19 protein-coding genes are annotated in these 22,620 nt (G+C 28.5%); 13 read left to right on the top strand and 6 right to left on the bottom strand.

The features are described from left to right. Positions 1–223 precede the first annotated feature (223 nt). The 3 genes from ACZ5TJ_RS12635 to ACZ5TJ_RS12625 are packed head-to-tail and all read left to right on the top strand — an operon-like array spanning position 224 to position 3,777. Positions 224–970: a DeoR/GlpR family DNA-binding transcription regulator gene (locus ACZ5TJ_RS12635; RefSeq protein WP_464200200.1), complete on the top strand. Its 747-nt coding sequence runs from the start codon at positions 224–226 to the stop codon at positions 968–970. Positions 971–972: 2 nt separating this feature from the next. Then, entirely contained in the window at positions 973–1,875 is a 903-nt protein-coding gene (gene pfkB / locus ACZ5TJ_RS12630; protein WP_464200198.1) for a 1-phosphofructokinase, read from the top strand. Positions 1,876–1,896: 21 nt separating this feature from the next. Beyond that, the gene (locus ACZ5TJ_RS12625; protein WP_464200196.1) at positions 1,897–3,777 is read left to right on the top strand and encodes a PTS fructose transporter subunit IIABC; all 1,881 of its coding nucleotides are present in this window, start codon (positions 1,897–1,899) and stop codon (positions 3,775–3,777) included. 42 nt (positions 3,778–3,819) lie between these two features. Here the strand turns inward: ACZ5TJ_RS12625 and ACZ5TJ_RS12620 are convergent, their stop codons facing one another. Continuing rightward, positions 3,820–4,437: an NUDIX hydrolase gene (locus ACZ5TJ_RS12620; RefSeq protein WP_464200194.1), complete on the bottom strand. Its 618-nt coding sequence runs from the start codon at positions 4,435–4,437 to the stop codon at positions 3,820–3,822. A 29-nt stretch (positions 4,438–4,466) separates the two neighbouring features. Further along, entirely contained in the window at positions 4,467–5,609 is a 1,143-nt protein-coding gene (gene nagA, locus ACZ5TJ_RS12615) for an N-acetylglucosamine-6-phosphate deacetylase (protein ID WP_464200192.1), read from the bottom strand. Between the two features lie 133 nt (positions 5,610–5,742). Here nagA and recD2 point away from each other — a divergent pair, with 133 nt between their 5' ends. The 6 genes from recD2 to prfB all read left to right on the top strand — a co-directional run bounded on the left by recD2 (position 5,743) and on the right by prfB (position 14,509). Continuing rightward, positions 5,743–7,980 carry an SF1B family DNA helicase RecD2 gene (recD2, locus tag ACZ5TJ_RS12610; protein ID WP_045723925.1) on the top strand — a complete coding sequence of 746 codons (2,238 nt, stop codon included), beginning with the start codon at positions 5,743–5,745 and terminating at the stop codon, positions 7,978–7,980. 34 nt (positions 7,981–8,014) lie between these two features. Beyond that, entirely contained in the window at positions 8,015–8,986 is a 972-nt protein-coding gene (locus ACZ5TJ_RS12605; RefSeq protein WP_464200189.1) for a hypothetical protein, read from the top strand. Then, positions 8,971–9,603, top strand: coding sequence for a ComF family protein (locus tag ACZ5TJ_RS12600; protein WP_464200187.1), 633 nt, complete (start codon positions 8,971–8,973; stop codon positions 9,601–9,603). The genes ACZ5TJ_RS12605 and ACZ5TJ_RS12600 overlap by 16 nt, the downstream gene beginning before the upstream one ends. A 445-nt stretch (positions 9,604–10,048) precedes the next feature. After that, complete coding sequence (hpf, locus tag ACZ5TJ_RS12595; RefSeq protein WP_464200185.1) at positions 10,049–10,570, top strand: ribosome hibernation-promoting factor, HPF/YfiA family; 522 nt, start codon at positions 10,049–10,051, stop codon at positions 10,568–10,570. A 237-nt stretch (positions 10,571–10,807) separates the two neighbouring features. Continuing rightward, positions 10,808–13,324 (top strand): preprotein translocase subunit SecA, encoded by a 2,517-nt coding sequence (gene secA / locus ACZ5TJ_RS12590; protein ID WP_464200183.1) that lies wholly within the window; start codon positions 10,808–10,810, stop codon positions 13,322–13,324. 77 nt (positions 13,325–13,401) lie between these two features. Then, positions 13,402–14,509 (top strand): peptide chain release factor 2 gene (prfB, locus tag ACZ5TJ_RS12585; protein ID WP_464200181.1). Its coding sequence is split into 2 segments (ribosomal slippage): positions 13,402–13,467 and positions 13,469–14,509, totalling 1,107 coding nucleotides; the frame shifts between segments, so codons are not numbered across the junction. Positions 14,510–14,550: 41 nt separating this feature from the next. Here prfB and ACZ5TJ_RS12580 read toward each other — a convergent pair. Together ACZ5TJ_RS12580 and ACZ5TJ_RS12575 are read right to left on the bottom strand one after the other, a co-directional pair. Continuing rightward, positions 14,551–15,906: a M28 family metallopeptidase gene (locus ACZ5TJ_RS12580; RefSeq protein WP_464200179.1), complete on the bottom strand. Its 1,356-nt coding sequence runs from the start codon at positions 15,904–15,906 to the stop codon at positions 14,551–14,553. 68 nt (positions 15,907–15,974) lie between these two features. After that, positions 15,975–16,307 carry a hypothetical protein gene (locus ACZ5TJ_RS12575; protein WP_464200177.1) on the bottom strand — a complete coding sequence of 111 codons (333 nt, stop codon included), beginning with the start codon at positions 16,305–16,307 and terminating at the stop codon, positions 15,975–15,977. A 166-nt stretch (positions 16,308–16,473) separates the two neighbouring features. On the opposite strand from ACZ5TJ_RS12575, the gene ACZ5TJ_RS12570 reads away from it, so the two are divergent. The 4 genes from ACZ5TJ_RS12570 to ACZ5TJ_RS12555 all read left to right on the top strand — a co-directional run bounded on the left by ACZ5TJ_RS12570 (position 16,474) and on the right by ACZ5TJ_RS12555 (position 21,727). Further along, positions 16,474–18,633: a Tex family protein gene (locus tag ACZ5TJ_RS12570; RefSeq protein WP_464200175.1), complete on the top strand. Its 2,160-nt coding sequence runs from the start codon at positions 16,474–16,476 to the stop codon at positions 18,631–18,633. Positions 18,634–18,844: 211 nt separating this feature from the next. After that, the gene (locus tag ACZ5TJ_RS12565) at positions 18,845–19,573 is read left to right on the top strand and encodes a GntR family transcriptional regulator (RefSeq protein ID WP_464200173.1); all 729 of its coding nucleotides are present in this window, start codon (positions 18,845–18,847) and stop codon (positions 19,571–19,573) included. Positions 19,574–19,643: 70 nt separating this feature from the next. After that, positions 19,644–20,807, top strand: a complete 1,164-nt coding sequence (locus ACZ5TJ_RS12560; protein WP_464200171.1) for an SIS domain-containing protein — start codon at positions 19,644–19,646, stop codon at positions 20,805–20,807. 62 nt (positions 20,808–20,869) lie between these two features. Beyond that, a complete protein-coding gene (locus ACZ5TJ_RS12555; RefSeq protein WP_464200169.1) occupies positions 20,870–21,727 on the top strand; it encodes a tagatose bisphosphate family class II aldolase in 858 nt (285 codons plus the stop codon). A gap of 66 nt (positions 21,728–21,793) precedes the next feature. On the opposite strand, the gene ACZ5TJ_RS12550 is transcribed toward ACZ5TJ_RS12555, so the two are convergent. After that, positions 21,794–22,165 carry a NifB/NifX family molybdenum-iron cluster-binding protein gene (locus tag ACZ5TJ_RS12550; protein ID WP_464200167.1) on the bottom strand — a complete coding sequence of 124 codons (372 nt, stop codon included), beginning with the start codon at positions 22,163–22,165 and terminating at the stop codon, positions 21,794–21,796. 1 nt (position 22,166) lies between these two features. Beyond that, a complete protein-coding gene (locus ACZ5TJ_RS12545; RefSeq protein ID WP_464200165.1) occupies positions 22,167–22,535 on the bottom strand; it encodes an ArsR/SmtB family transcription factor in 369 nt (122 codons plus the stop codon). Between the last annotated feature and the right edge of the window lie 85 nt (positions 22,536–22,620).

Genomic DNA, 22,620 nt, shown 5'->3' with positions numbered 1-22,620 from the left:
TCTTTTGATTTTATTTCATATAACACCCCCTAAGTAATAGCTTCTATTACTATTATACTTATTATAACATATTTTACATTTATTTCTTGAGGAGCTAAATAATAAGTCGTTTTAGAATAAAAAGTGTCTAAGATTAATTTTGATTATTTTTGAATGTTTTTGAATGAAAATGATTGACTTTGAATGAAAAAAGATATATTATATAGACAAAGAGGTGATGTAAATGTTATCAGAAGAAAGGTTTGAAGTTATTTTAAAATTATTAGAAGAAAAAAATACGGTAACAGTTAATGAACTTGTAGAAAAATTAAATACTTCTGAATCAACAATAAGAAGAGATTTAAATCACTTAGATAAAGAAAAGAAATTAAAAAAGGTTCATGGTGGTGCAACATCATTAAATATTGTTTACGACACTAAAGAAGATGAGGTTTTAGTAAGACAAAGTCTTAATGTAGATGATAAATCTAAAATAGCAAGATATGCAGCAAGTTTAATAGAAGAAAATGACTTTGTTTATATAGATGCAGGAACAACAACGGAAATGATGATAGATTATATAACTGAAACTAAAGCAATTTATATAACTAATGGAATAGTACATGCAAAAAAATTACTTCAAAGAAAATGTAACGTTTATATAATTGGTGGAGAAATCAAATTATCAACTGAAGCAATAGTTGGAATAGAAGCTATAGATAGCTTAAAAAAATATAACTTTACTAAAGGATTTTTTGGAACAAATGGAGTTGATATTAAAAGTGGATTCACAACGCCAGATATAAAAGAAGCATTAATTAAAAGGGAAGCTTTAAATAGGAGTAAAGAAGGATATATATTAGCAGATAAATCAAAGTTTAACCATATATCATCGGTAACATTTGGAGAAATAAATAAAGGAATAATAATAACAACACAATTAGAAGAAGATAAATACAGAAAGTACACAGAAGTTTTGGAGGCGAATTAAAAATGATATATACAATTACATTTAACCCTTCATTAGATTATATAGTAAGAGTTAAAGATTTTAAGATAGGTACAGTTAATAGAACATATGAAGAAAAAATATTTCCAGGAGGAAAGGGGATTAATGTATCAACTGTTTTAAGTAATCTTGGAATAGAAAATAAAGCATTTGGATTTATTGCAGGTTTTACTGGAGAAGAAATTGAGAAGAAAGTTAAAAAGTCAGGAGGTAGTGCTGATTTTATAAAGTTACAAGATGGAATTTCAAGAATAAATGTAAAACTTAAAAGTAATGAAGAAAGTGAAATAAATGCTCAAGGCCCAAAGATAACTCCAGAGGATATAGAAAAACTTTATGAAAAGCTAGATGAACTAAAGGATGGAGATTTATTAGTTTTAGCTGGAAGTATACCAAACACTCTTCCAGAAGATATGTATGAAAAGATAATTAGTAAATTAAATCATAAAAATATAAATTTTATAGTTGATGCAACATGTGATTTACTTTTAAATGTTTTGAAATATAAACCATTTTTAATAAAGCCTAATAAAGATGAGTTAGAAGAAATATTTAAAGTAAAGATAGAAAGTGAAGAGGAACTAATTTCTTATGGTAGAAGGCTTCAAGAAAAAGGTGCAAGAAATGTACTTATTTCAATGGCTGGAGATGGAGCAATATTAATAAACGAAAATAATGAAATATTAAAAAGTAAAGCGCCAAAAGGAGAAGTTAAAAATTCAGTTGGAGCAGGAGATTCAATGGTGGCAGGCTTTATAGCTGGATATATAAAAAATAATGATTATAAAGAAGCATTAAAACTTGGTATAGCAACAGGAAGTGCAAGTGCTTTTTCAGAAGATTTAGCAACTAAAGAAAAAATAGAAGAAATTTTTTCAAAACTATAAAAAACTTGAGGAGGGAAAAACATGCGTATAATTGACCTTTTAAAAGAAGATGGAATTTTATTAAATGCAAACGTTAACTCAAAAAAGGAAGCTATTGAAGTACTAGTAGACCTTATGGATAAAGAAGGTTATTTAAATGATAAAGAAGAATATAAAAATGAAGTTTTAAAAAGAGAAGAGTTAAGCACAACAGGTATAGGAGATGGAATAGCAATACCACACGGTAAAACAAAAGCAGTAAAATGTGCTGGCCTTAGTTCAATGGTTGTTAAAGATGGAGTTGATTTTGATTCATTAGATGGAAATAAAGCGAATTTATTCTTTATGATAGCAGCACCAGAAGAAGCTAATAACTTGCATCTAGAAGTTCTTGCAAGATTATCAACTATACTTATGGACGAAGAATTTAGGAATACACTTATAAACGCTAAAGATAAAAAAGAATTCTTAAAGCTTATAGATGATAAAGAAAGCGAAAAGTTTGAAAAAGAAGAAAGTAATGAGAAAAAGGGATATAGAGTATTAGCTGTTACAGCATGTCCAACAGGTATAGCTCATACTTATATGGCAGCTGAAAGTTTAGAAGAAAAAGGTAAGGAAATGGGAGTTTCCATAAAGGTTGAAACAAATGGTTCTGGTGGAGCTAAGAATGTTTTAACTGAAGAGGAAATAAAAAATGCTGAATGTATAATAATAGCAGCAGATAAAAATGTTGAAATGGCTAGATTTGATGGTAAGAGAGTTATAAAGACAAAGGTAGCCGATGGTATACACAAAGCAGAAGAGCTTATAAAAGAAGCTACAAGTGGAAAAGCTGCAATTTACCATGCAGAAGAAAAAGCTAGAAGCATTGATGAAAAAGTTGATGATGAAGGTGTAGGACATAAAATATACAAGCATTTAATGAATGGTGTATCACACATGTTACCATTTGTTATAGGTGGAGGTATATTAATTGCACTAGCATTCTTATTTGATGATTATAGTATAAATCCTTCAAACTTCGGTAGTAATACACCATTTGCAGCATTCTTAAAGAATGTTGGAGATACAGCATTTGGATTTATGTTACCTGTTCTTGCTGGATATATTGCTATGAGTATTGGAGACAGACCAGCTCTTGCAGTAGGTTTTGTTGGTGGTATGCTTGCAAATAAAGGTGGTTCAGGATTCTTAGGAGCACTTCTTGCAGGTTTTATAGCTGGATATTTAGTAGTATTCTTAAAGAAAATATTTAGTAAGTTACCAGATAGCTTAGAAGGATTAAAACCAGTTTTATTATATCCTCTATTTGGTATACTTTTAATAGGTGCGATAATAATCTTTATAATTAATCCACCAGTTGCAGCAATAAATACTGGATTAACAAATTTCTTAAATTCAATGGGTGAAAGTAGTAAAATAATACTTGGAGTAATACTTGGAGCTATGATGGCAATTGATATGGGTGGTCCAATTAATAAGGCAGCATATGTATTTGGTACTGCAAGTCTTGCAAGTGGACAATATGATATTATGGCAGCAGTAATGATTGGAGGTATGGTTCCACCACTTTCAATAGCATTATGTACAACATTCTTTAAAAATAGATTCACAAAGAGAGAAAGACAATCAGGTCTTACAAATTACATTATGGGATTCTCATTTATAACAGAAGGGGCAATACCTTTTGCAGCATCAGATCCACTAAGAGTTATACCAGCATGTGCAATAGGTTCAGCAGTAGCTGGAGGCCTTTCAATGGGTCTTGGATGCCAATTAAGAGCACCACATGGTGGAATATTTGTAGTTCCTGTTATAGAACATCCTTTAGGATATTTAATAGCAATAGCTGTTGGAGCAGTTGTAGGTATGATATTACTTGCAATACTTAAAAAGCCATTAAAAGAAAATACAAAATAATATAATAAAGCGATAGGTTATAATAACCTATCGCTTTTATTATTAATCAAATATAGTATCTAAGTTTTGATTTTCATTAAAATCAAAGCACATTTTTATTTGATCGTAATTATTTCTTTCTGTAGAAAGAGTAGGAAGATTATCTAAAGAAAATAATCTGCTTTCATCCGTTTCTATATTTTCTTTAAAATCTCCATTTATAAATTCACAAAGAACAAATGCTTTATATATTCCATAAGGATTTAAAGTAGTAGAATGTTTACTTTTATCTAAAAGAGCAATAAGCTTTTTAGGTTTAACATTAATACCTGCTTCTTCAAAGCTTTCTTTTATAGCATTCTCTTTTATTGATAAATTAACTTCTGCCCATCCTCCAGGAAGAGACCATTTATTATCTAAATTTTCTTTAACTAAGAGTATTTTATCTTTAACAAATATAGCACATCTTACATCTACTTTAGGAGTTTGATATCCAGTTTCATTACAAAAAAGATCTTTAACCTTTTCTTTACTTATATCAGTATAATTACTTAAGATTTCAGAAGATATTTCTCTTATTTCTTGAAATCTTTCTATATCATATTTATCCTTAGAGTAAGTAATTCCAGCTTGTGCTATTGATTGTAATCTTTTAGCCCAGGTTAACCATTTTTCTTCCATGAAATCACCTCTGGTAATTAATAGAAAATTTAAATTTCATTATCGTGAATTAATTTTCCGTTTACTATAACCTTTTTAACGTTAATTCCTTCATCAAAAAGAATTAAATCAGCATCGTAACCTTCTTTTATTAGACCTTTTCTATCAGAAACTCCACAATGTTTAGCTCCATTAAATGTAGCCATCTTTACAACATCGTAAAGAGCATAAGAACTATTTTCATATACATTTTTAACTGCTCTATCAAGAGTTAAAACTGAACCTGCAAGAGATCCATTTTCAAGTCTTGCAGCACCATTTTCAACGAATACATCTTGTCCGCCAAGAGCATATTTTCCGTTTGGCATACCACAAGCCATCATAGCATCAGTTACTAAAAGAACTTTGTCTAATCCTTTTTGATTATAAGCAACTCTAAGTGCAGGATATGCTATATGAATTCCATCTGAAATAGTTTCAGTAGTTATTTCAGAGTCAAATACAGCTCCAACAACTCCTGGTGCTCTATGAGTAAATGGTGTCATTGCATTGAATAAGTGAGTTGAATGGCAACATCCACATTCAATTCCTTCAATAGCTTCTTCGTAAGTTGCTTTAGTATGACCTATTGAACAAATAACACCTTTTTCACTTAAGTATTTAATAAGTTCTTTAGCTCCACAAACTTCAGGGGCAAGAGTTATTGAAACAACTGCATCAGAAGCATCTCCAACCATTTCGTTATAAGTGTCTATTGAAGGAACTTCAACATATTTAGGATTTTGAGCACCAATTGCATTAGGACTTATAAAAGGTCCTTCAAGGTGAGCTCCTAAAACGTTTGCTCCATCAGTTCCGTTAAGCTTAGCTTCTTTAATAACTTTCATTGATTTTTTTATATCTTCAATAGAAACAGTCATTGTTGTTGGTGTAAATGATGTTGTACCAAATTTTGAAATTGTTTTTGCTATTTCGTTAATAGCTTCAAATGTTCCGTCCATAGTATCATATCCACCTGCACCATGAATATGAACATCTATAAATCCAGGTGAAAGATACATTCCTTTAGCATCAATTACTTCGCTATCATCACAAACTAAAGGATTTATTTCTTTAATTTTTCCATCTTTAATAAGAACTGACCCTTTTTCAATTCTATCAAGATATATAATATTACAATTTTTTATTAACATATAAATACACCTCCCAAAATTCAATCTTATTTAAATAAGACTCCATAAAATTATATGTTTAATCTTGTATGATATAATTATATAATATATAGTCAAGAATAAAAATAATTAAGATAAGATTTGGAGAGATAATATGGAAACCATTATTGGCGTTGTTGAAGCTATTGTTTTTAAAAGTGATGATACAGGTTATACAGTTTCTAAAATAAATGTCAATAAAGAAACTGTTACAGCTGTAGGTGTTGTCCCATTTATAAAAGATGGTCAGCAAGTTAAATTAACTGGAGAATGGATAGTTCACAAACAATTTGGAAAACAGTTTAAGATAGAAGATTTTGAGGAAATATTACCTACGAAAGTTGAAGCTATAGAAAAATATTTAAGTGCAGGAATTATATATGGTATAGGTCCTGTAACTGCAAAAAAGATAGTTAGCCATTTTGGTGAAGATACTTTAAATGTTATGGAAAACAATATAGAAAGACTTATGGAAGTAGATGGGATTGGTAAGAAAAAATTTACTATCATATATGAATCATACATAGAACAAAAAGACTTAAAAGACATAATGATGTTCTTTCAGTCACATGGAGTTAGTAACAATCAGTGTTTAAAGATATATAAGAAATTTGGAGCAAATGCTAAGGAGATAGTATCAGATAATCCATATATACTATGTAAGGAAATCTCAGGTATAGGGTTTAAGACAGCGGACAAAATAGCTATGAGTCTTGGAATAAAGGCAGATTCACCATTTAGAATAAAAAGCGGAATAGAATATGTAATAAACGGTTTTTGTGCAGCAGGTAATACATATATGCCAAAAGAAAAGTTAATACAAGAAGCCTGTGATACTTTAGTTGTAGATAGAAAGATAATAGAAGAGAATATTTATAACTCTGTTTTAGAAGGAAGAATTGTAGCTGAAAAAGTCTGTGATGAAGATGCTGTATTTACACTTCCTTATTATTATTGCGAACTTGGAATAACAAATAAAATAATTACATTAGGGATTGAAAACTTCCAAACAATAAATACAGATATACCTCATGAAATAGAAATATTTGAAAAAAGATATGGAATAACCCTTGCAGAGTCTCAAAAAGAGGCAATAATAAATGCTTTTATTGAAGGGATAGAAATAATAACTGGAGGACCTGGAACTGGTAAAACAACAATAATAAAATGTATTATTGATATATATGAAAAGAACGGAATGAAAGTTTTACTTGGGGCACCAACTGGAAGAGCTGCAAAAAGAATGAGTGAATCAACAGGCAGAGAAGCTAAAACTATACATAGACTTTTAGAGATGGGTGTATCAGATGATGAAGATAATAATAAATCATTATTTAATAAAGGTGAGTCAGAACCTTTAGAAGCTGATGTAATAATTATAGATGAAGCATCAATGATAGATGTAACTTTAATGCATAACCTTTTAAAAGCTATAAAGCTTGGAACTAGAATAATAATAGTTGGAGATGTTGATCAATTACCTTCAGTTGGACCTGGAAATGTCTTAAAAGACTTAATAAATAGTGGATTAATTAAAGTTGTTAGGTTAAGAGAAATATTTAGACAAGGTGCAGAAAGTCTAATAACAGTAAATGCGCATAGAATTAATAGTGGAGAAATGCCATATCTTAATAAAAAGGGAAATGACTTTTATTTTATAAGAGAAAATGATGTAGATTCAACATTAAATACTATTATAGATTTAGTAAATAGAAGACTTCCAAACTTTAATAAAGATTTTGATAAATTTAAAGATATACAAGTTCTTACACCGATGAGAAAAGGAACTTTAGGAGTACTTAATTTAAATGAAAGTATTCAAAAGGTTTTAAATCCTGAAAGCAAATACAAAAAAGAAAAGAAAATAAAAGATATGATATTTAGAGAAGGGGATAAAGTTATGCAAACAAAAAATAACTATTCTCTAAAGTGGCATAGAATTTCAGGTGAAGGTGATGAAGAAGGCGTTGGTGTATTTAATGGAGATATGGGATTTATCGAAAAAATAGACGAAGAAGAAAAAATAGTAACAGTAGTATTTGATGATGAAAAAAGGGTACACTACGATTATGTTTATATAGATGAATTAGAACTTGCATATGCAATAACAATTCATAAGAGCCAAGGAAGTGAATTTAAAGTAATAATAATACCTGCATTTATGGGATCACCATTTTTAATGAATAGAAATCTCTTATATACAGGAATAACTAGAGCTAAAAAATTAGTTGTAGTTGTTGGTATGCCAAAAGCTTTAAAATATATGGTATCTAATACTCAAAGTATGGAGAGGTATTCAGCACTTCAATATAGAATTAAGGATATTATAAATAATGATATTATAGAAAATTAAAATATGGATAATAAAATGGGAGTTGATTGTATTTATGAATTCAACTTATAAGGAACTAGTTTATATAAAACGAAAAATAAACAATTACTTACAAGGTGAAGAAAATTTAATAACTGTACTAGGAAAGCCATTAGACAGTAATGAAATATTATACGATACAATTAAAAATATAATAAAAAAGAGAGGTAATGTCCTTTATATATGGGGTAATTCAAAAATTGATAAGAGATTAGTAACTTATATAAATAAAGAAAATGAGTACTATTCATATACTAGGGAAGATACTACAAATAAGAATCTTGTATTTATGAATTTTAAATATTTATATAATATAAACAGGCAATATGATTTAGTAATAATAGATGATATTTCTGCTTATTCAAAATTATCAAAAGAAAGTTTTAAAAGTTTATATAAAAAAATAAGAAGATATACAGATAAAGTAATATTATATTCTTGGATTCAATTCGATGAAGGAAGTACTATAAATGCTTTAAATATAGATAAAAAAATTTTTGTTGAACCTAGGGTTATAACAACTAGAATAGATTTAAAAAATGATATACCATATGTACTTTATGAATATATATTATGGTTTAAAGATAACAAAAAAAATGTTATAACTTATGTTCCTTACAAAGATGATGTGGAAAATGTTTTTCATTATTATAATAAAAAAGTTAAATTAAGTGACGCTAAAGAGATAAAAATATATTGCGAAAAAATAAAGGACAGTGTATTAAAATTTAAAGATAAGTCAATATTTCTAATAACAAATAATATAGAAGAGGTATTAGAAACTCCTAATATTGATGGAATAATATTATTATTTGCAGATAATTATAATATTGATTTTAAAAAAATACTTTTCATGTGTGCAAAAGTATCTAAAAGTAAAGGTCAATTTAAAGAAATTCTTTTAGTTTGTAATACTGAAACAGAAGAAATCGATAAAGCAAGGGAAGTTGCTAGGAGTTTTAATAAATTATTATGGGAAGAATATTAAAAGCATTAGAATATTTAAAAGATTGTTTTTTAGAAATTATATTTCCAGCACCTTATAAATGCATAGTTTGTAACGAATCGGAAGAAGAAGGATTATGCAGAGAATGTAGAAGTACAATAACAGAATGTACAGAACCTGAACATTTTGGATATTATAAAGGTGCATTAAAAGAACTTATATTTTTATTTAAATTTAATAAAGATTTCCTAGCAGGAGAAATATTAGTCGATTTAATAAAAGATAAGCTAAATGGAATAGAAAAAGATTATATAATTACGTACATTCCTATAGGTAAAAAATCTATGAGAAAAAGAGGTTTTAACCAATGTGAATATATTGCAAAAGAATTATCAAAAATTCACAGATTAAAATGTATAAAGACATTAAATAAAATAAAAGAAACAAAACCTCAAAAACAACTTACTAAAAAAGAAAGATTAGAAAATATAAAAAATTCTTTTGGAGTAATTGATAAAGAAATTATAAAAAATAAAAGATTTATTCTTATAGATGATGTTCTAACAACAGGTGCTACTATAGAAGAAGGAATGAGAGTTTTAAAAGAAAATGGAGCAAAAGAAATAAAATTGTTGACTATTGCGAAAAGTCGTTTATAATATTAATGTAAAGTTAGGTCTGTGGTTGAAAGTCGATGCTAGTCGCAGGCAAAACGATCCACTTAAGCTAGGCAAAGATTCTAGTGAGCATGGTGCGGTATAGAAGTAAGTCCTACCAGGCATTAAAGCTTGAGAGGGTTAGTAGTGAGAGGTTAATTCCGGGTAGCGAAATCTCCAGTAGGCGAGTGTGGGGGCAAAAACCAGTGTCAGCTAACTTTACAAAAAAGGATACTAAGTTTCTTAGTATCCTTTTTTGATGTATAAAATAAGTACAAAATGAAAAATAATATAGGTTTTAAAATAAATATTTAATACAACATAAATTTTCAGTAAATTCAGAAAATAATATTGAAACATAATGTGAAAAGGTGTACAATATATTTATAAATAAATAAATTTTATTTTATCTAAGTTTTACTTAGAACATACGAGAGGAGCTGGACTTATGAAAGTAACAGTTGTAACAAAAAACATTGAATTAACTCCTGCTTTAAGAGATATCGTAGAAAAGAAAATCTCAAAATTAGACAAGTACTTCGAAGGAGATGTTAGTGCTAAAGCAACATTAACAGTACAAAAGAATAGACATAGAATTGAAGTAGCTATTCCTTTTAATGGAATATTACTAAGAGCAGAAGAAGTAACAGACGATATGTATAAATCAATAGATCGTGTGGAAGAAAAACTTATGAGACAAATAAGAAAACAAAGAACTAAACTTGCTAAAAAGCATAAAGAAGCAATTAAGTTCTTAGAAATTGCAACAGATGAAGAAGAAAACGAAGGAGAAGTTGTCAAAACAAAGAGATTTGCTGTAAAACCAATGAATGTTGATGAAGCAATCCTTCAAATGGAACTTATAGGACATAACTTCTTTGTATATAAAGATTCTGATACAAACGATATTAATGTTTTGTATAAGAGAAAAGATGGAAATTACGGTTTACTTGAACCGGAATATCAATAAAAATTAAATAAGACTTATAGTGCCTCATAAAGTAATACTTTATGAGGTTTTTATGTGGTTTTGAATAAAATATTTAAAGTAAGACTACTATAATAGATAGTGGATTACTTAAATAATTTTAATAAAGTTGTTATTAAGTTGAAAAAGACTAATTAAAAATGGTATAATTTATAAATGTATACTAAGATATAAGTAAAACTACTTAACAATTTTTTTAGTATTTGAAAGGATGAAAATATGGGAATGTTTAAGGCTTTATTTGGCACATATAGTGAAAGAGAGGTTAAGAGGATAAAACCATTAGTTGATAAGATAGAAAGTTTAGATTCAACAATGGGAGAACTTAGCGAGGAAGAGCTTAAGGCTAAGACAGGAGAATTTAGAGAAAGATATAAAAATGGTGAAAGCTTAGATGATTTATTACCAGAAGCATTCGCCGTTGTTAGAGAGGCTTCATGGAGAGTACTTAAGATGAAGCATTATAGAGAACAATTAATAGGTGGAATAGTTCTTCATCAAGGAAGAATAGCGGAAATGAAAACAGGTGAAGGTAAAACATTAGTTGCAACATTGCCAGCATACTTAAACGCAATTTCTGGTGAAGGGGTTCACGTAATAACAGTTAATGATTATCTAGCTTCTAGAGATAGAGAGTGGATGGGACAAATATATGAATACTTAGGACTTACAACAGGTGTTGTAGTTCATGACTTAAATAATGACCAAAGAAGAGAAGCATATAATGCTGATATAACTTACGGAACAAATAATGAGTTCGGTTTTGACTACTTAAGAGATAATATGGTTATATATAAGGAAGAAAGAGTTCAAAGAGGACTTAACTTTGTTATAGTGGATGAGGTTGACTCAATTTTAATTGATGAAGCTAGAACACCACTTATTATTTCTGGAGCAGGTGAGAAATCAACAGAATTCTATAAAGTTGCAGACTACTTTGTTAAAACATTAATTGCAGAAGAAGATTATACAATTGATGAAAAAGCAAACGCTGTTATGCTTACAGACAAAGGTATAGAAAAGGCAGAAAAAGCATTTAAAGTAGAAAACTATGCAGATGCTGAAAATATGCAATTACAACACTATGTAACTCAAGCCTTAAAAGCTAACTACTTTATGAAACTAGATAAAGATTATATGGTTAAAGATGGAGAAGTTATAATTGTTGATGAATTTACAGGAAGACTTATGGAAGGTAGAAGATATTCAGATGGTCTTCACCAAGCTATTGAAGCTAAAGAAGGAGTAAAGATTGCAAGAGAATCAAAAACTTTAGCAACAATAACTTTCCAAAATTACTTCAGAATGTACAATAAATTATCAGGTATGACAGGTACAGCTTTAACAGAAGAAAATGAATTTAGAGAAATTTACGGACTAGATGTTATAGTTATACCAACTCATAGACCAATTCAAAGAGTAGATAATCATGATATTGTATATAAAACTGCTAAAGGTAAGTACAATGCTATAGTAGAAGAAATAAAGAAAGCACATGCAAAAGGTCAACCAGTCCTTGTTGGTACAGCAAGTATTGAAAAATCTGAAATAATATCAGCTCTTTTAAAGAAACAAGGAATAAAGCATAAAGTATTAAATGCTAAATATCATGAACAAGAAGCTGAAATTATAGCAGATGCTGGTGAAGTTAACTCAGTAACAATTGCAACAAACATGGCAGGTAGAGGTACTGATATTAAATTAGGTGAAGGTGCATTAGAAGCAGGTGGACTTAAGATAATTGGTACTGAAAGACACGAATCAAGAAGAATAGATAATCAGCTTAGAGGACGTTCAGGTAGACAAGGAGATATTGGGGAATCAACATTCTTTATATCACTTGAAGATGATTTAATGAGAATCTTTATGTCAGAAAAGACTCATGCAATGGTTGATAAATTAGGTTTAGAAGATGATGATGCTATAGAAAGTAAGATAATAACAAAATCAATAGAAAGTGCACAAAAGAAAGTTGAAGGACATAACTTCGATATAAGAAAGAACCTTCTAGGATATGATGATGTTATGAACATGCAAAGAGAAATCATCTATAAACAAAGAGCTCAAGTTCTTGAAGGTGAAAACTTAAAAGAACAAATTGAAGAAATGATTAAAGAAGTTATAAGTGCAGCAGTTGATACTCATATAACTGGTATGGAAGAAGATTATAAGACAGAATTTAAAAACTTAATTCTTTACTTAGATGATATTTGCCTTCCAGCAAATAGAGTAACTATTGATGACTTAGTTAATCTTTCAAACGAAGAAATAAAAGAAAAGTTAATAAACTTATCATTAGAAATATATAATGGAAAAGAAGCTGAGTTTGGAGAAGAAAAACTTAGAGAAATCGAAAGAGTTGTTCTTTTAAAGAACGTTGATATGAAATGGATGGATCACATAGATAATATGGATCACTTAAAACAAGGTATTGGACTTAGAGCATTTAAGCAACAAGATCCAGTTCAAGCATACCAAATGGAAGGTAGTGCAATGTTTGAGGAAATGATAGAATCAATTAAAGTTGATACTGTTAAATATCTATTCCACGTTCAAATGGAAAAAGCTCCAGAAAGAGAAAGAGTTGCTAAAGAAACAGCAGCTGTTCATGAAGGAACAGGAGATGCTCCAAAGAAAAAAGAACCAGCTAAGAAAGCAGTAACTGTTGGAAGAAATGAACCATGTCCTTGTGGAAGTGGTAAAAAGTATAAAAACTGTTGCGGAAGAGAAGTTTAAAGATTATTATAAATAAAAAGCATCGTTATTATAAATAACGATGCTTTTTAAAATCAAATATATAGAGGTGATTTTATATGAGAATAGAGCTTGAAAAAGCATTAGTTAAAATGCCGAGCCTAAAGGAAAAAATAAATGAAATGAGGGCTTCACTTTGACAAAGAAGCTTTAATAAAAGAAATACAAGAGCTTGATTTAAAGATGCAAGAAAATGGCTTTTGGGATGATATAAAAAGAGCTGAAGAAATAACAAAGGAAAGTAAGTTTTTAAAAGGTAAGCTTGAAAGATTTGAAACTTTAGAAACTAAGATTGATGATATAGAAGTTTTAAATGATATCATGGAAGAAGATGATGAAGAATCAATTAACGAAATAATTGAAAGTGTTGCATTTTTAGAAAAAGCAGTTGAGGAATATAGAATAGAAATACTTTTATCAGGGGAATATGATAAAAATGATGTAATATTTACCCTTCATGTTGGAGTTGGTGGAACTGACGCAAATGATTGGACTGAGATGCTTTTAAGAATGTACACAAGATGGGCAGAAAATCATGGTTTCTCTGTGGAAACTTTAGATTTAATACAAGGTGATGAAGCTGGTATTAAAAGTGTAACTTTAAGAATCAAAGGGGATTTTGCATATGGATACTTAAAAGCTGAGAAAGGAATCCATAGATTAGTTAGAATATCTCCTTATAATGCAAATGGTAAAAGACAAACATCCTTTGCATCTGTTGAAGTACTTCCAGAGCTTACAAAAGATCAAGATATAGATATAAGACCAGATGATTTAAGAATTGATACTTATAGAGCTGGAGGGGCTGGAGGACAGCACGTAAATAAAACTGAATCAGCAGTTAGAATAACACATATTCCTACAGGAATAGTTGTTCAATGTCAAAATGAAAGAAGCCAGTTCTCAAATAGAGATACTGCAATGGCTATGTTAAAATCAAAGCTTATAGAGCTTAAAGAGAGAGCGCATAAAGAAAAAATAGAAGATTTAACAGGAGAACTTAAAGATATGGGATGGGGAAGTCAAATAAGATCATATGTATTCCATCCATATAATATGGTAAAAGACCATAGAACAGGTGAAGAAACATCAAATGTTCAAGCTGTTATGGATGGTGAAATTGATTCATTTATTAACGCATATCTTTCAAGTGATTTAAATATATAGTATAAAAATAAAAGCCTAAGATTAATCTTAGGCTTTTATTTTTAAGATTTTTTCTTATATACATCTATTTTTTTTAATATTGGATGACTTACTAATATTAAAAATACAATAAAAGATATTGCGTGTAAAACAGGATTAATAAGGATTTTTGTAATAGTTCCATAGCAATTTTCCATTAAATATTTATTAGTTAATAAAAAAGCATTATCTATTGAAGTTTCAGATATAAAATCAGTTTTATCATTAGGAGTATGGATTTTACTAACATCACTATGAGAAAGTGTTAAAGAATCAAATCCATTCTTTATGAAGCTTGCATGGTCACTAGAATCTTCATATTTAACATTAAAAACTAAATTATTATTAGTACATATAGTTTTTAAATCATTAAGTATAGTTGAATTCTTATCTTTAAGGCTTTCACCACTCATAAATGTAAGAGGATAATTCTCTGCTCCGATCATATCAAAGTTAATAACTTCTGCCCCTTTTAATTCATCTTTATACCTAGATGCAAAGTCATTAGATCCTAAAAGTCCAAATTCTTCAGCATTTAGTGCAACAAATATAATATCTCTATTTGGTTTTGGAAGAGATGATATATATTTAGAAAGTTCAATTAAAAATGAAGTTCCAGAAGCATTGTCTAATGCACCGTGATAAATATTTCCTAGGGCATCTTTTCCCAGGTGATCATAATGTGCAGTAAGTATTAAAGGCTTTAGTTTTTTATCTCGGCCCTCTATTTTAGATACAACATTAAATACTTCAGTTTTCTTAACTGAGTAAGGAAGAGTAATAGATATAGTATCTTTATTTTTTAAAGAAGAAACCATAGTATTATAAACATCTTTTGTAATTACTACTGCAAAAGAAATTGGAGAGTCATTAATAAATGAGCTACGAAATGAAAAATTCTTTTCTTCACTTACATAAAATAAAAAAAGTTTATTGTCCTTTCTAAAAGAAATAGAAGAAGGAAATATGTTTACACTATCATTAGAAGAAAATGTTTCAGATGAAGAATTAAAATTGATCATATCTTCTTTGAAATCTTTTCCATATTCAAAAGATTTTGTTTCTCCATTACTCTTAGAAATAGTAAGTGATGGAGTATTATCATTTCTAAAAGGTGCATTTACTTGAAAGCCTTGCTTATAACTATTATCTAATTTATTAAGTTTATATTTTTCAAAAGTTTTAGTTATGTAGTCAGCTACAGAATCATTTTCTTTAGAGCCGCAAAGTCGTCCTTCAAACTCATCTGAAGCTAAATATTCTATAGTTTCTTTTACATTATTAGAATCAAAGTACTTGATAGAGCATCTTAAACATAGAAAAAAAATAAATATAATAGCAGAAATAATAGTACAGATTTTATAAATTTTCGATTTCATTTAATACCTCATAATAAATTGTTTTATTAAAGTGTATTAAAATAAAATAAGCTTTATGATTGCTTAAGTTAAGCTTTTTTATATAGCATGTCCATTATTGCATAAACTATAGTAAATAAAAGACAAACATATACAACTATCTTTGATTTATAGTCAATTATAAGAAGAATGCCACCAATTATAGCACTTATAAGTATTATATAATTGATGAATTTATTAAGCCCTGATTTAGATATATTAATGACATTAACAGATGAAATTAATATTAAAGCTAAGGTTAGGAATGAAAAAACATCTTGTAGTTTGTTAGAGTAAACTAATATTTTATAATGATTAAATGTTAAAAGTGTTATTAATATTACTAATAATAATGAGATGACTTTTTGTATATACTTATTCATATAGAACCTCCCTAATTGTAAAATATTTACAATTAAATTATACTAGAACTTAACATAATTACAATATATAACGTATAATTTAAGGAAATTAATACAAAAAAAGTTTATGTAAAGTATCAAAGAGAGGTATAATAGAAAATGTATGATTTTTTTGGAGGTTAAGTGTATGAATATAAATGAGAGATTATCAAAAGAACTTGGCATTAAATTAAATGTTATAGGTAATGTTATAGAACTATTAGATGGAGGCAACACTGTTCCATTTATAGCTAGATATAGAAAAGAGATGACAGGTGGTCTGTCAGATGAAATTTTAAGAAATTTAGAAGAGAGATTAACATATTTAAGAAATTTAGATGAAAGAAAAGAAGCTGTTCTAAAATCAATAGAAGAACAAGGAAAGCTTACAGAAGAGATTAAGTTAGCTTTAAATAAAGCTGAAACTTTAACTGAAGTAGAAGATATATATAGACCATATAAGAAAAAGAAGAGAACTAGAGCAACAATAGCTTTAGAAAAAGGATTAAAACCTCTTTCTGAAATAATTTTAGAAGGTAACTATAAAGGAAATATAGAAGAAGAGGCTAAAAAATATATAAACGAAGAAAAAGAAGTTAAAGATGAAAAAGACGCTATAAATGGAGCTATGGATATAATTGCAGAAGTTATATCAGATGAAGCTGATTATAGAAAATGGATTAGAAACTTTGTATTTAAAGAAGGTACTATAGAAACTAAAGGGGATAGCGAGGAAAGAACTCCTTATGAAATGTATTATGACTATAAAGAAGAAGTTAAAAAGATTCCTCCACATAGAATACTTGCAATAAATAGAGGAGAAAAAGAGAAAATATTATCTGTTAAAATTGTATCATCAGAAGATAAAATAATAGCTTATTTAGAAAAAAATATTCTAAAAGGCAATGAAGAAACTGATAAAATATTAAAAGATAGTATTAAGGATTCTTTAAAGAGACTTATTTACCCATCAATAGAAAGAGAAATTAGAAGTGAACTTACTGATAAAGGTGAAGAAGGTGCTATAAATATATTCAAAGAAAATCTTAAAGCATTATTATTACAAGCACCTATAAAAGGGAAAGTTGTTATGGGATATGACCCTGGATTTAGAACAGGATGTAAAATTGCCGTGTTAGATAGTACAGGTAAATTCTTAGAAAATACAGCAGTTTATCCAACAGCACCTAAAAATGATGTTATAGGAACTAAAAAGAAGCTTAAAGAACTTATTAATAAATATGGTGTTGATGTTATATCACTTGGTAATGGGACAGCATCAAGAGAGTCTGAAGAAGTAATAAGTGAAGTTTTAAAGGAAGTTAAGAATGAAACTGGACGTGAAGTATCTTATGTAATAGTATCAGAAGCTGGAGCATCAGTTTATTCTGCATCAAAGCTTGCAACTAAAGAATATCCAGATTTAGATGTAACAGTAAGAGGTGCAATATCAATAGGAAGAAGACTTCAAGATCCACTTGCTGAGCTTGTTAAAATAGATCCAAAAGCAATTGGGGTTGGGCAATATCAACATGATGTTACTCAAAAAAGATTAGAAGAATCTTTAAATGGAGTTGTAGAAGATTCAGTTAACAAAGTTGGAGTTGATTTAAATACAGCAACACCAAGTCTTTTAACTCATATATCAGGTATAAATTCAAGTATAGCTGAAAATATAGTAGCTTATAGAGAAGAAGTTGGAGAATTTAAGAGTAGACGTGAACTTCTTAAAGTTAAGAGATTAGGTCAAAAAGCATTTGAACAATGTGCAGGATTCTTAAGAGTTATGGAAAGTAAGAACCCTCTAGATAATACATCAGTCCATCCAGAATCTTATGATGCTGCAACAAAATTAATTGAAATGCTAGGTTATACTATGGATGATCTAAAAAATAAAAAATTAGGTGATATTGAAAACAGAGTTAAGAATATTGGATTAAATAATATTTCTAAAGAATTAGAAATTGGAGAGCTTACTTTAAAAGATATAATAAAAGAACTTCAAAAACCAGGTAGAGACCCAAGAGAAGATATGCCAAAGCCAATATTAAAAACTGGAGTAATAGAAATAAAAGACTTAAAACCTGGCATGGTTTTAATGGGAACAGTAAGAAATGTTTCAGACTTTGGAGCGTTTATTGATATTGGAGTTCACCAAGATGGTCTTGTTCATAAGAGTCAAATGGCTAATAAGTTTGTTAAACATCCACTTGATATAGTTAAAGTAGGAGATATCGTAAAGGTTAAAATACTAGAAGTTGATGAGAAGAGAAATAGAATTTCTCTTTCAATGAAGGATGTAGAATAATAAAAATATATAATATTTTTAAAAAGGTATTTATATAATTATATAGATACCTTTTTATTAACTGGTAACTACAAATTTTAAAAATATAGAAAATTTTTGTTGCTTTTTATGGTAGAAATTGCTTATAATTAAATATAAGAAAGATATTTTTTATTGTTTTTTAAATAAGATTATTAAAGGGTTATATAAATTATTAAGGTGGTAGTTACAAGTGAGTAGTATAAATAAGGATTCTAGAATTCCATTATATTTGCAACTTATGGATATACTAATAGATAAAATTAATAATGGACTAGAAGAGAATGAGCAATTACTTTCAGAAAGAGAAATATGTGAACTTTATGATGTAAGTAGAACAACAGTAAGACAAGCTCTAGATGAACTTGAAAGAGAAGGATATATATATAAAGTGCATGGTAAAGGTACATTTGTTGCACCAAAGAAAGTTAATCAAGACTTAGTATCATTTTATTCATTTACAGAAGAAATGAAGAAGATAGGAAAGAAGCCTTCATCAGAGATAATAGGATTTGAGATCATACAATCAGGTGAAAAATTAGCAAGAAAATTTAAAATAAATGAAGATGATTTAATATATAAAATAATAAGAATTAGAAAAGCTGATGATATACCTATGATGTATGAGATAACATACTTACCTTTTACAAGATTTGAAGGGTTATCAAAAGAACAATTAGAAGAAAAGCCTATGTATGAGGTTTTTACAGAAACTTATAATGCAAAATTAACATCAGCAGAAGAATATTTTGAACCGATTCTTACAAATAAGCTTGAAAGTATATATCTAAAGATACATGAAGGTGCACCAAGCTTAAAAATAGAAAGATATACTTATGAAAATAGTAGACTTATAGAGTATACCGTAGGAATAGCTAGAGGAGATAAATTCAAGTATAGAGTTCAATTAAAAAATAATTAATATAAATAAAAAAATAAAAATTTTTAAAACTACTGGTAATGACAACATTATCAGTTGGGGAGGGTATAAAATGATTTTTGGGTTTTCAGAGGATATGTTAAAAAAATTAGGAGCTACGTTTACAGCAACTGAGATTAGGCAACAACCAAAATTATGGAGAGAGACATACAATATAGTAAAGCAGAATAAAAATAAAATAGAAGAATTTTTAAATAAGAATTTAAAGAGCAATACTAGAATAATATTAACTGGAGCAGGTACTTCTGATTATGTTGGAGATTCACTTTATCTGCATCTTGCGAAAACTTTAAATTTAAGAGTTGAAGCTATAGCTACAACAGATTTAGTATCAAACCCATATGAATTTTTAGAAGAAGATACAAAAACTATATTAGTATCATATGCAAGATCAGGTAATAGTCCTGAAAGTATAGGAGCTTATGATATATTCAGAGATAATGTAAAAGATATAGCACAACTGGTAATTACGTGTAATGAAGAAGGTGAGTTAGCAAGAAAGTCATTAGAAGATGAAAATACTCTTTGTTTACTTATGCCAAAAGAGTCTAATGATAAAAGCTTTGCTATGACAAGCTCTTTTAGTTGTATGTTACTTGCAACACTTTTAACATTTGATATTAAAAACTTAGAAGAAAATAAAAAGTATGTAGATATAATATCAGATAAGGCTGATTTTATATTAGATAATGATTGGAAAGAAATAATAGAATTAGTGGAACTAGGTTGTGAGAGAGTTGTTTATTTAGGATCAGGAGCATTAAAAGGTTTGTGTCAAGAAATGGCGCTTAAAAATTTAGAACTAACTAGTGGAAAGACAGTAACTGTTTGTGAATCTGTTCTTGGCTTTAGACATGGTCCAAAATCTATAATAAATGACAATACGTTAGTTATATTTATGAATTCTATTAATGAATATACAAATCTTTATGATATGGATTTAATAAAAGAAATACATGGGGATGTAGGAAATCATAAATTAGCAGTTATAAGCTACAAGAAAAATGATGAATTAAATTCATTATGTGATAGATATATAGAAATTAATGGGGAAGATGTACCAGAAATTTATACTCTATTTAATTACATGTTATTTGGACAAATGTTTGGATTATTTAGTTCATTACATCTTGGTATTTCACCAGATAATCCAAGACCAGATGGAACTGTAAATAGGGTAGTTAAAGGAGTAATAATACATCCATATAATAAATAGATTTTTTAAAACTAATGATAAGAAATATTTAGTGGTATTAAAAATATAGGGAGAGAAAGTGTATGAATAAAATATTATCAACTAGAGAAATGTTAAAGAAGGCACAAGAGGGAGGATATGCAGTACCTGCATTTAATATTCATAACCTAGAGACACTTCAAGTTGTTATTGAAACAGCAGCAGAACTTAGATCACCAGTTATATTAGCAGGAACACCATCAACTATTAAATATGCTGGGGGAGAGTATATAGTAGCAATGGCAGAAGTAGCTGCAAAAGAATATGATATACCAATTGCTATTCATTTAGATCACTTTGAAGATATTGATGCAATCAAACATTATGTAGATATTGGGTTTAAATCAACAATGATTGATGCATCACATGAAAATTATGAAAATAATATAAAAATAGTAAAAGAAGTTGTAAGCTATGCACACAAATTTGATGCAACAGTTGAAGCTGAACTTGGAAGATTAGGTGGACAAGAAGATGACCTTGTTGTAGATGAAAAGGATACTATGTATACAAATCCAGAACAAGCAAAAGACTTTGTTGAGAAGACAGGAATAGATTCATTAGCAGTTGCAATTGGAACAGCTCATGGGTTATATAAAGGAAAAGCTAAATTAGATTTTGATAGATTAAAAGAAATTAGAGAAAAGGTAGATATACCTCTAGTGTTACATGGTGCATCAGATGTACCTGATGAATTAGTAAAAAAAGCTATAGAACTTGGAATATGCAAAGTTAATGTAGCAACTGATTTAAAAATACCTTTCTCAGATGCTGTTAAGAAATATTTTATAGACAATCCTACAGCTAATGATCCAAGAAAATATATGACACCTGGTAAAGAAGCAATGAAAGCTATAGTTAAGCATAAAATAATGGTATGTGGAAGTAATAATAGAGCTTAATATAATATAAATAAAAGAACGGAAATGAAGCTTAAAAAGGATTCATTTTCGTTCTTTTACTTTTAATTAATGATGGCCGCAGTTATGACCAGTACATGAGTTTGCAGGGCTAAATTCAAGTAATTTATTATCATTAAATAGATCTATGTTTTCTTTTAATGAAGTAGGATTTGCTTTAAATACTTTAACACCCATAGAGTTTAATTTATTAATAGCTCCAGCGCCAATACCAAGGACAAGAACTACATCTATATCAGCTCCACCTATAGCTTTTATCGGTTGACATTTACCATGTTCATGGTTTAAATCTCCGTTATTTATAGCAGTAATATCATTTGTTTCAGTATCTACTACTAAGAAAAATGGTGCAGAACCAAAGTGGTTATAAGGAATACTTTCTAAGCCGTTATTTTCTTTTACAGGAATACAAATTTTCATTTTAATTTCCCCTTTCACAATTTGATTTATTGCATCTTTTAGAGCAATTTTCTTTTCTCTCACATTTAAAGTCTAAGAAATTAAGATCATTTAATATAAGAACCTCAGGATCTTTAAGACTATCTGTAAAATGATTTAAATCATCTAGAATTTCATTATTAACTGAGTAGTGAATAAAATAGCCTTTTTTGTGACCTAATATAATACCAGAGTCTTTTAATACTTTAATATGTTGAGAAACAGCAGCTTCAGATATACCAAGATGCCTAGATATACCTTTAGCACATACGTTTTTTCTAGCGAGTAAAAATAGAATTTTTAATCTAGTTTCATCACCTAGAGCTTTAAAAAGTTTAACTATATTATTCATTGGTACCTCTATTTTTATTTTTAATTAAGTAATTACTTAATTAAATTTTACTACTAATAAAATGTAATATCAAGGTAAAAATAAA

It is taken from the genome of Clostridium budayi (assembly GCF_055396605.1).
The sequence above is the reverse complement of the archived record's forward strand: the minus strand, read 5'-3'. Positions and strand labels throughout refer to the sequence as shown.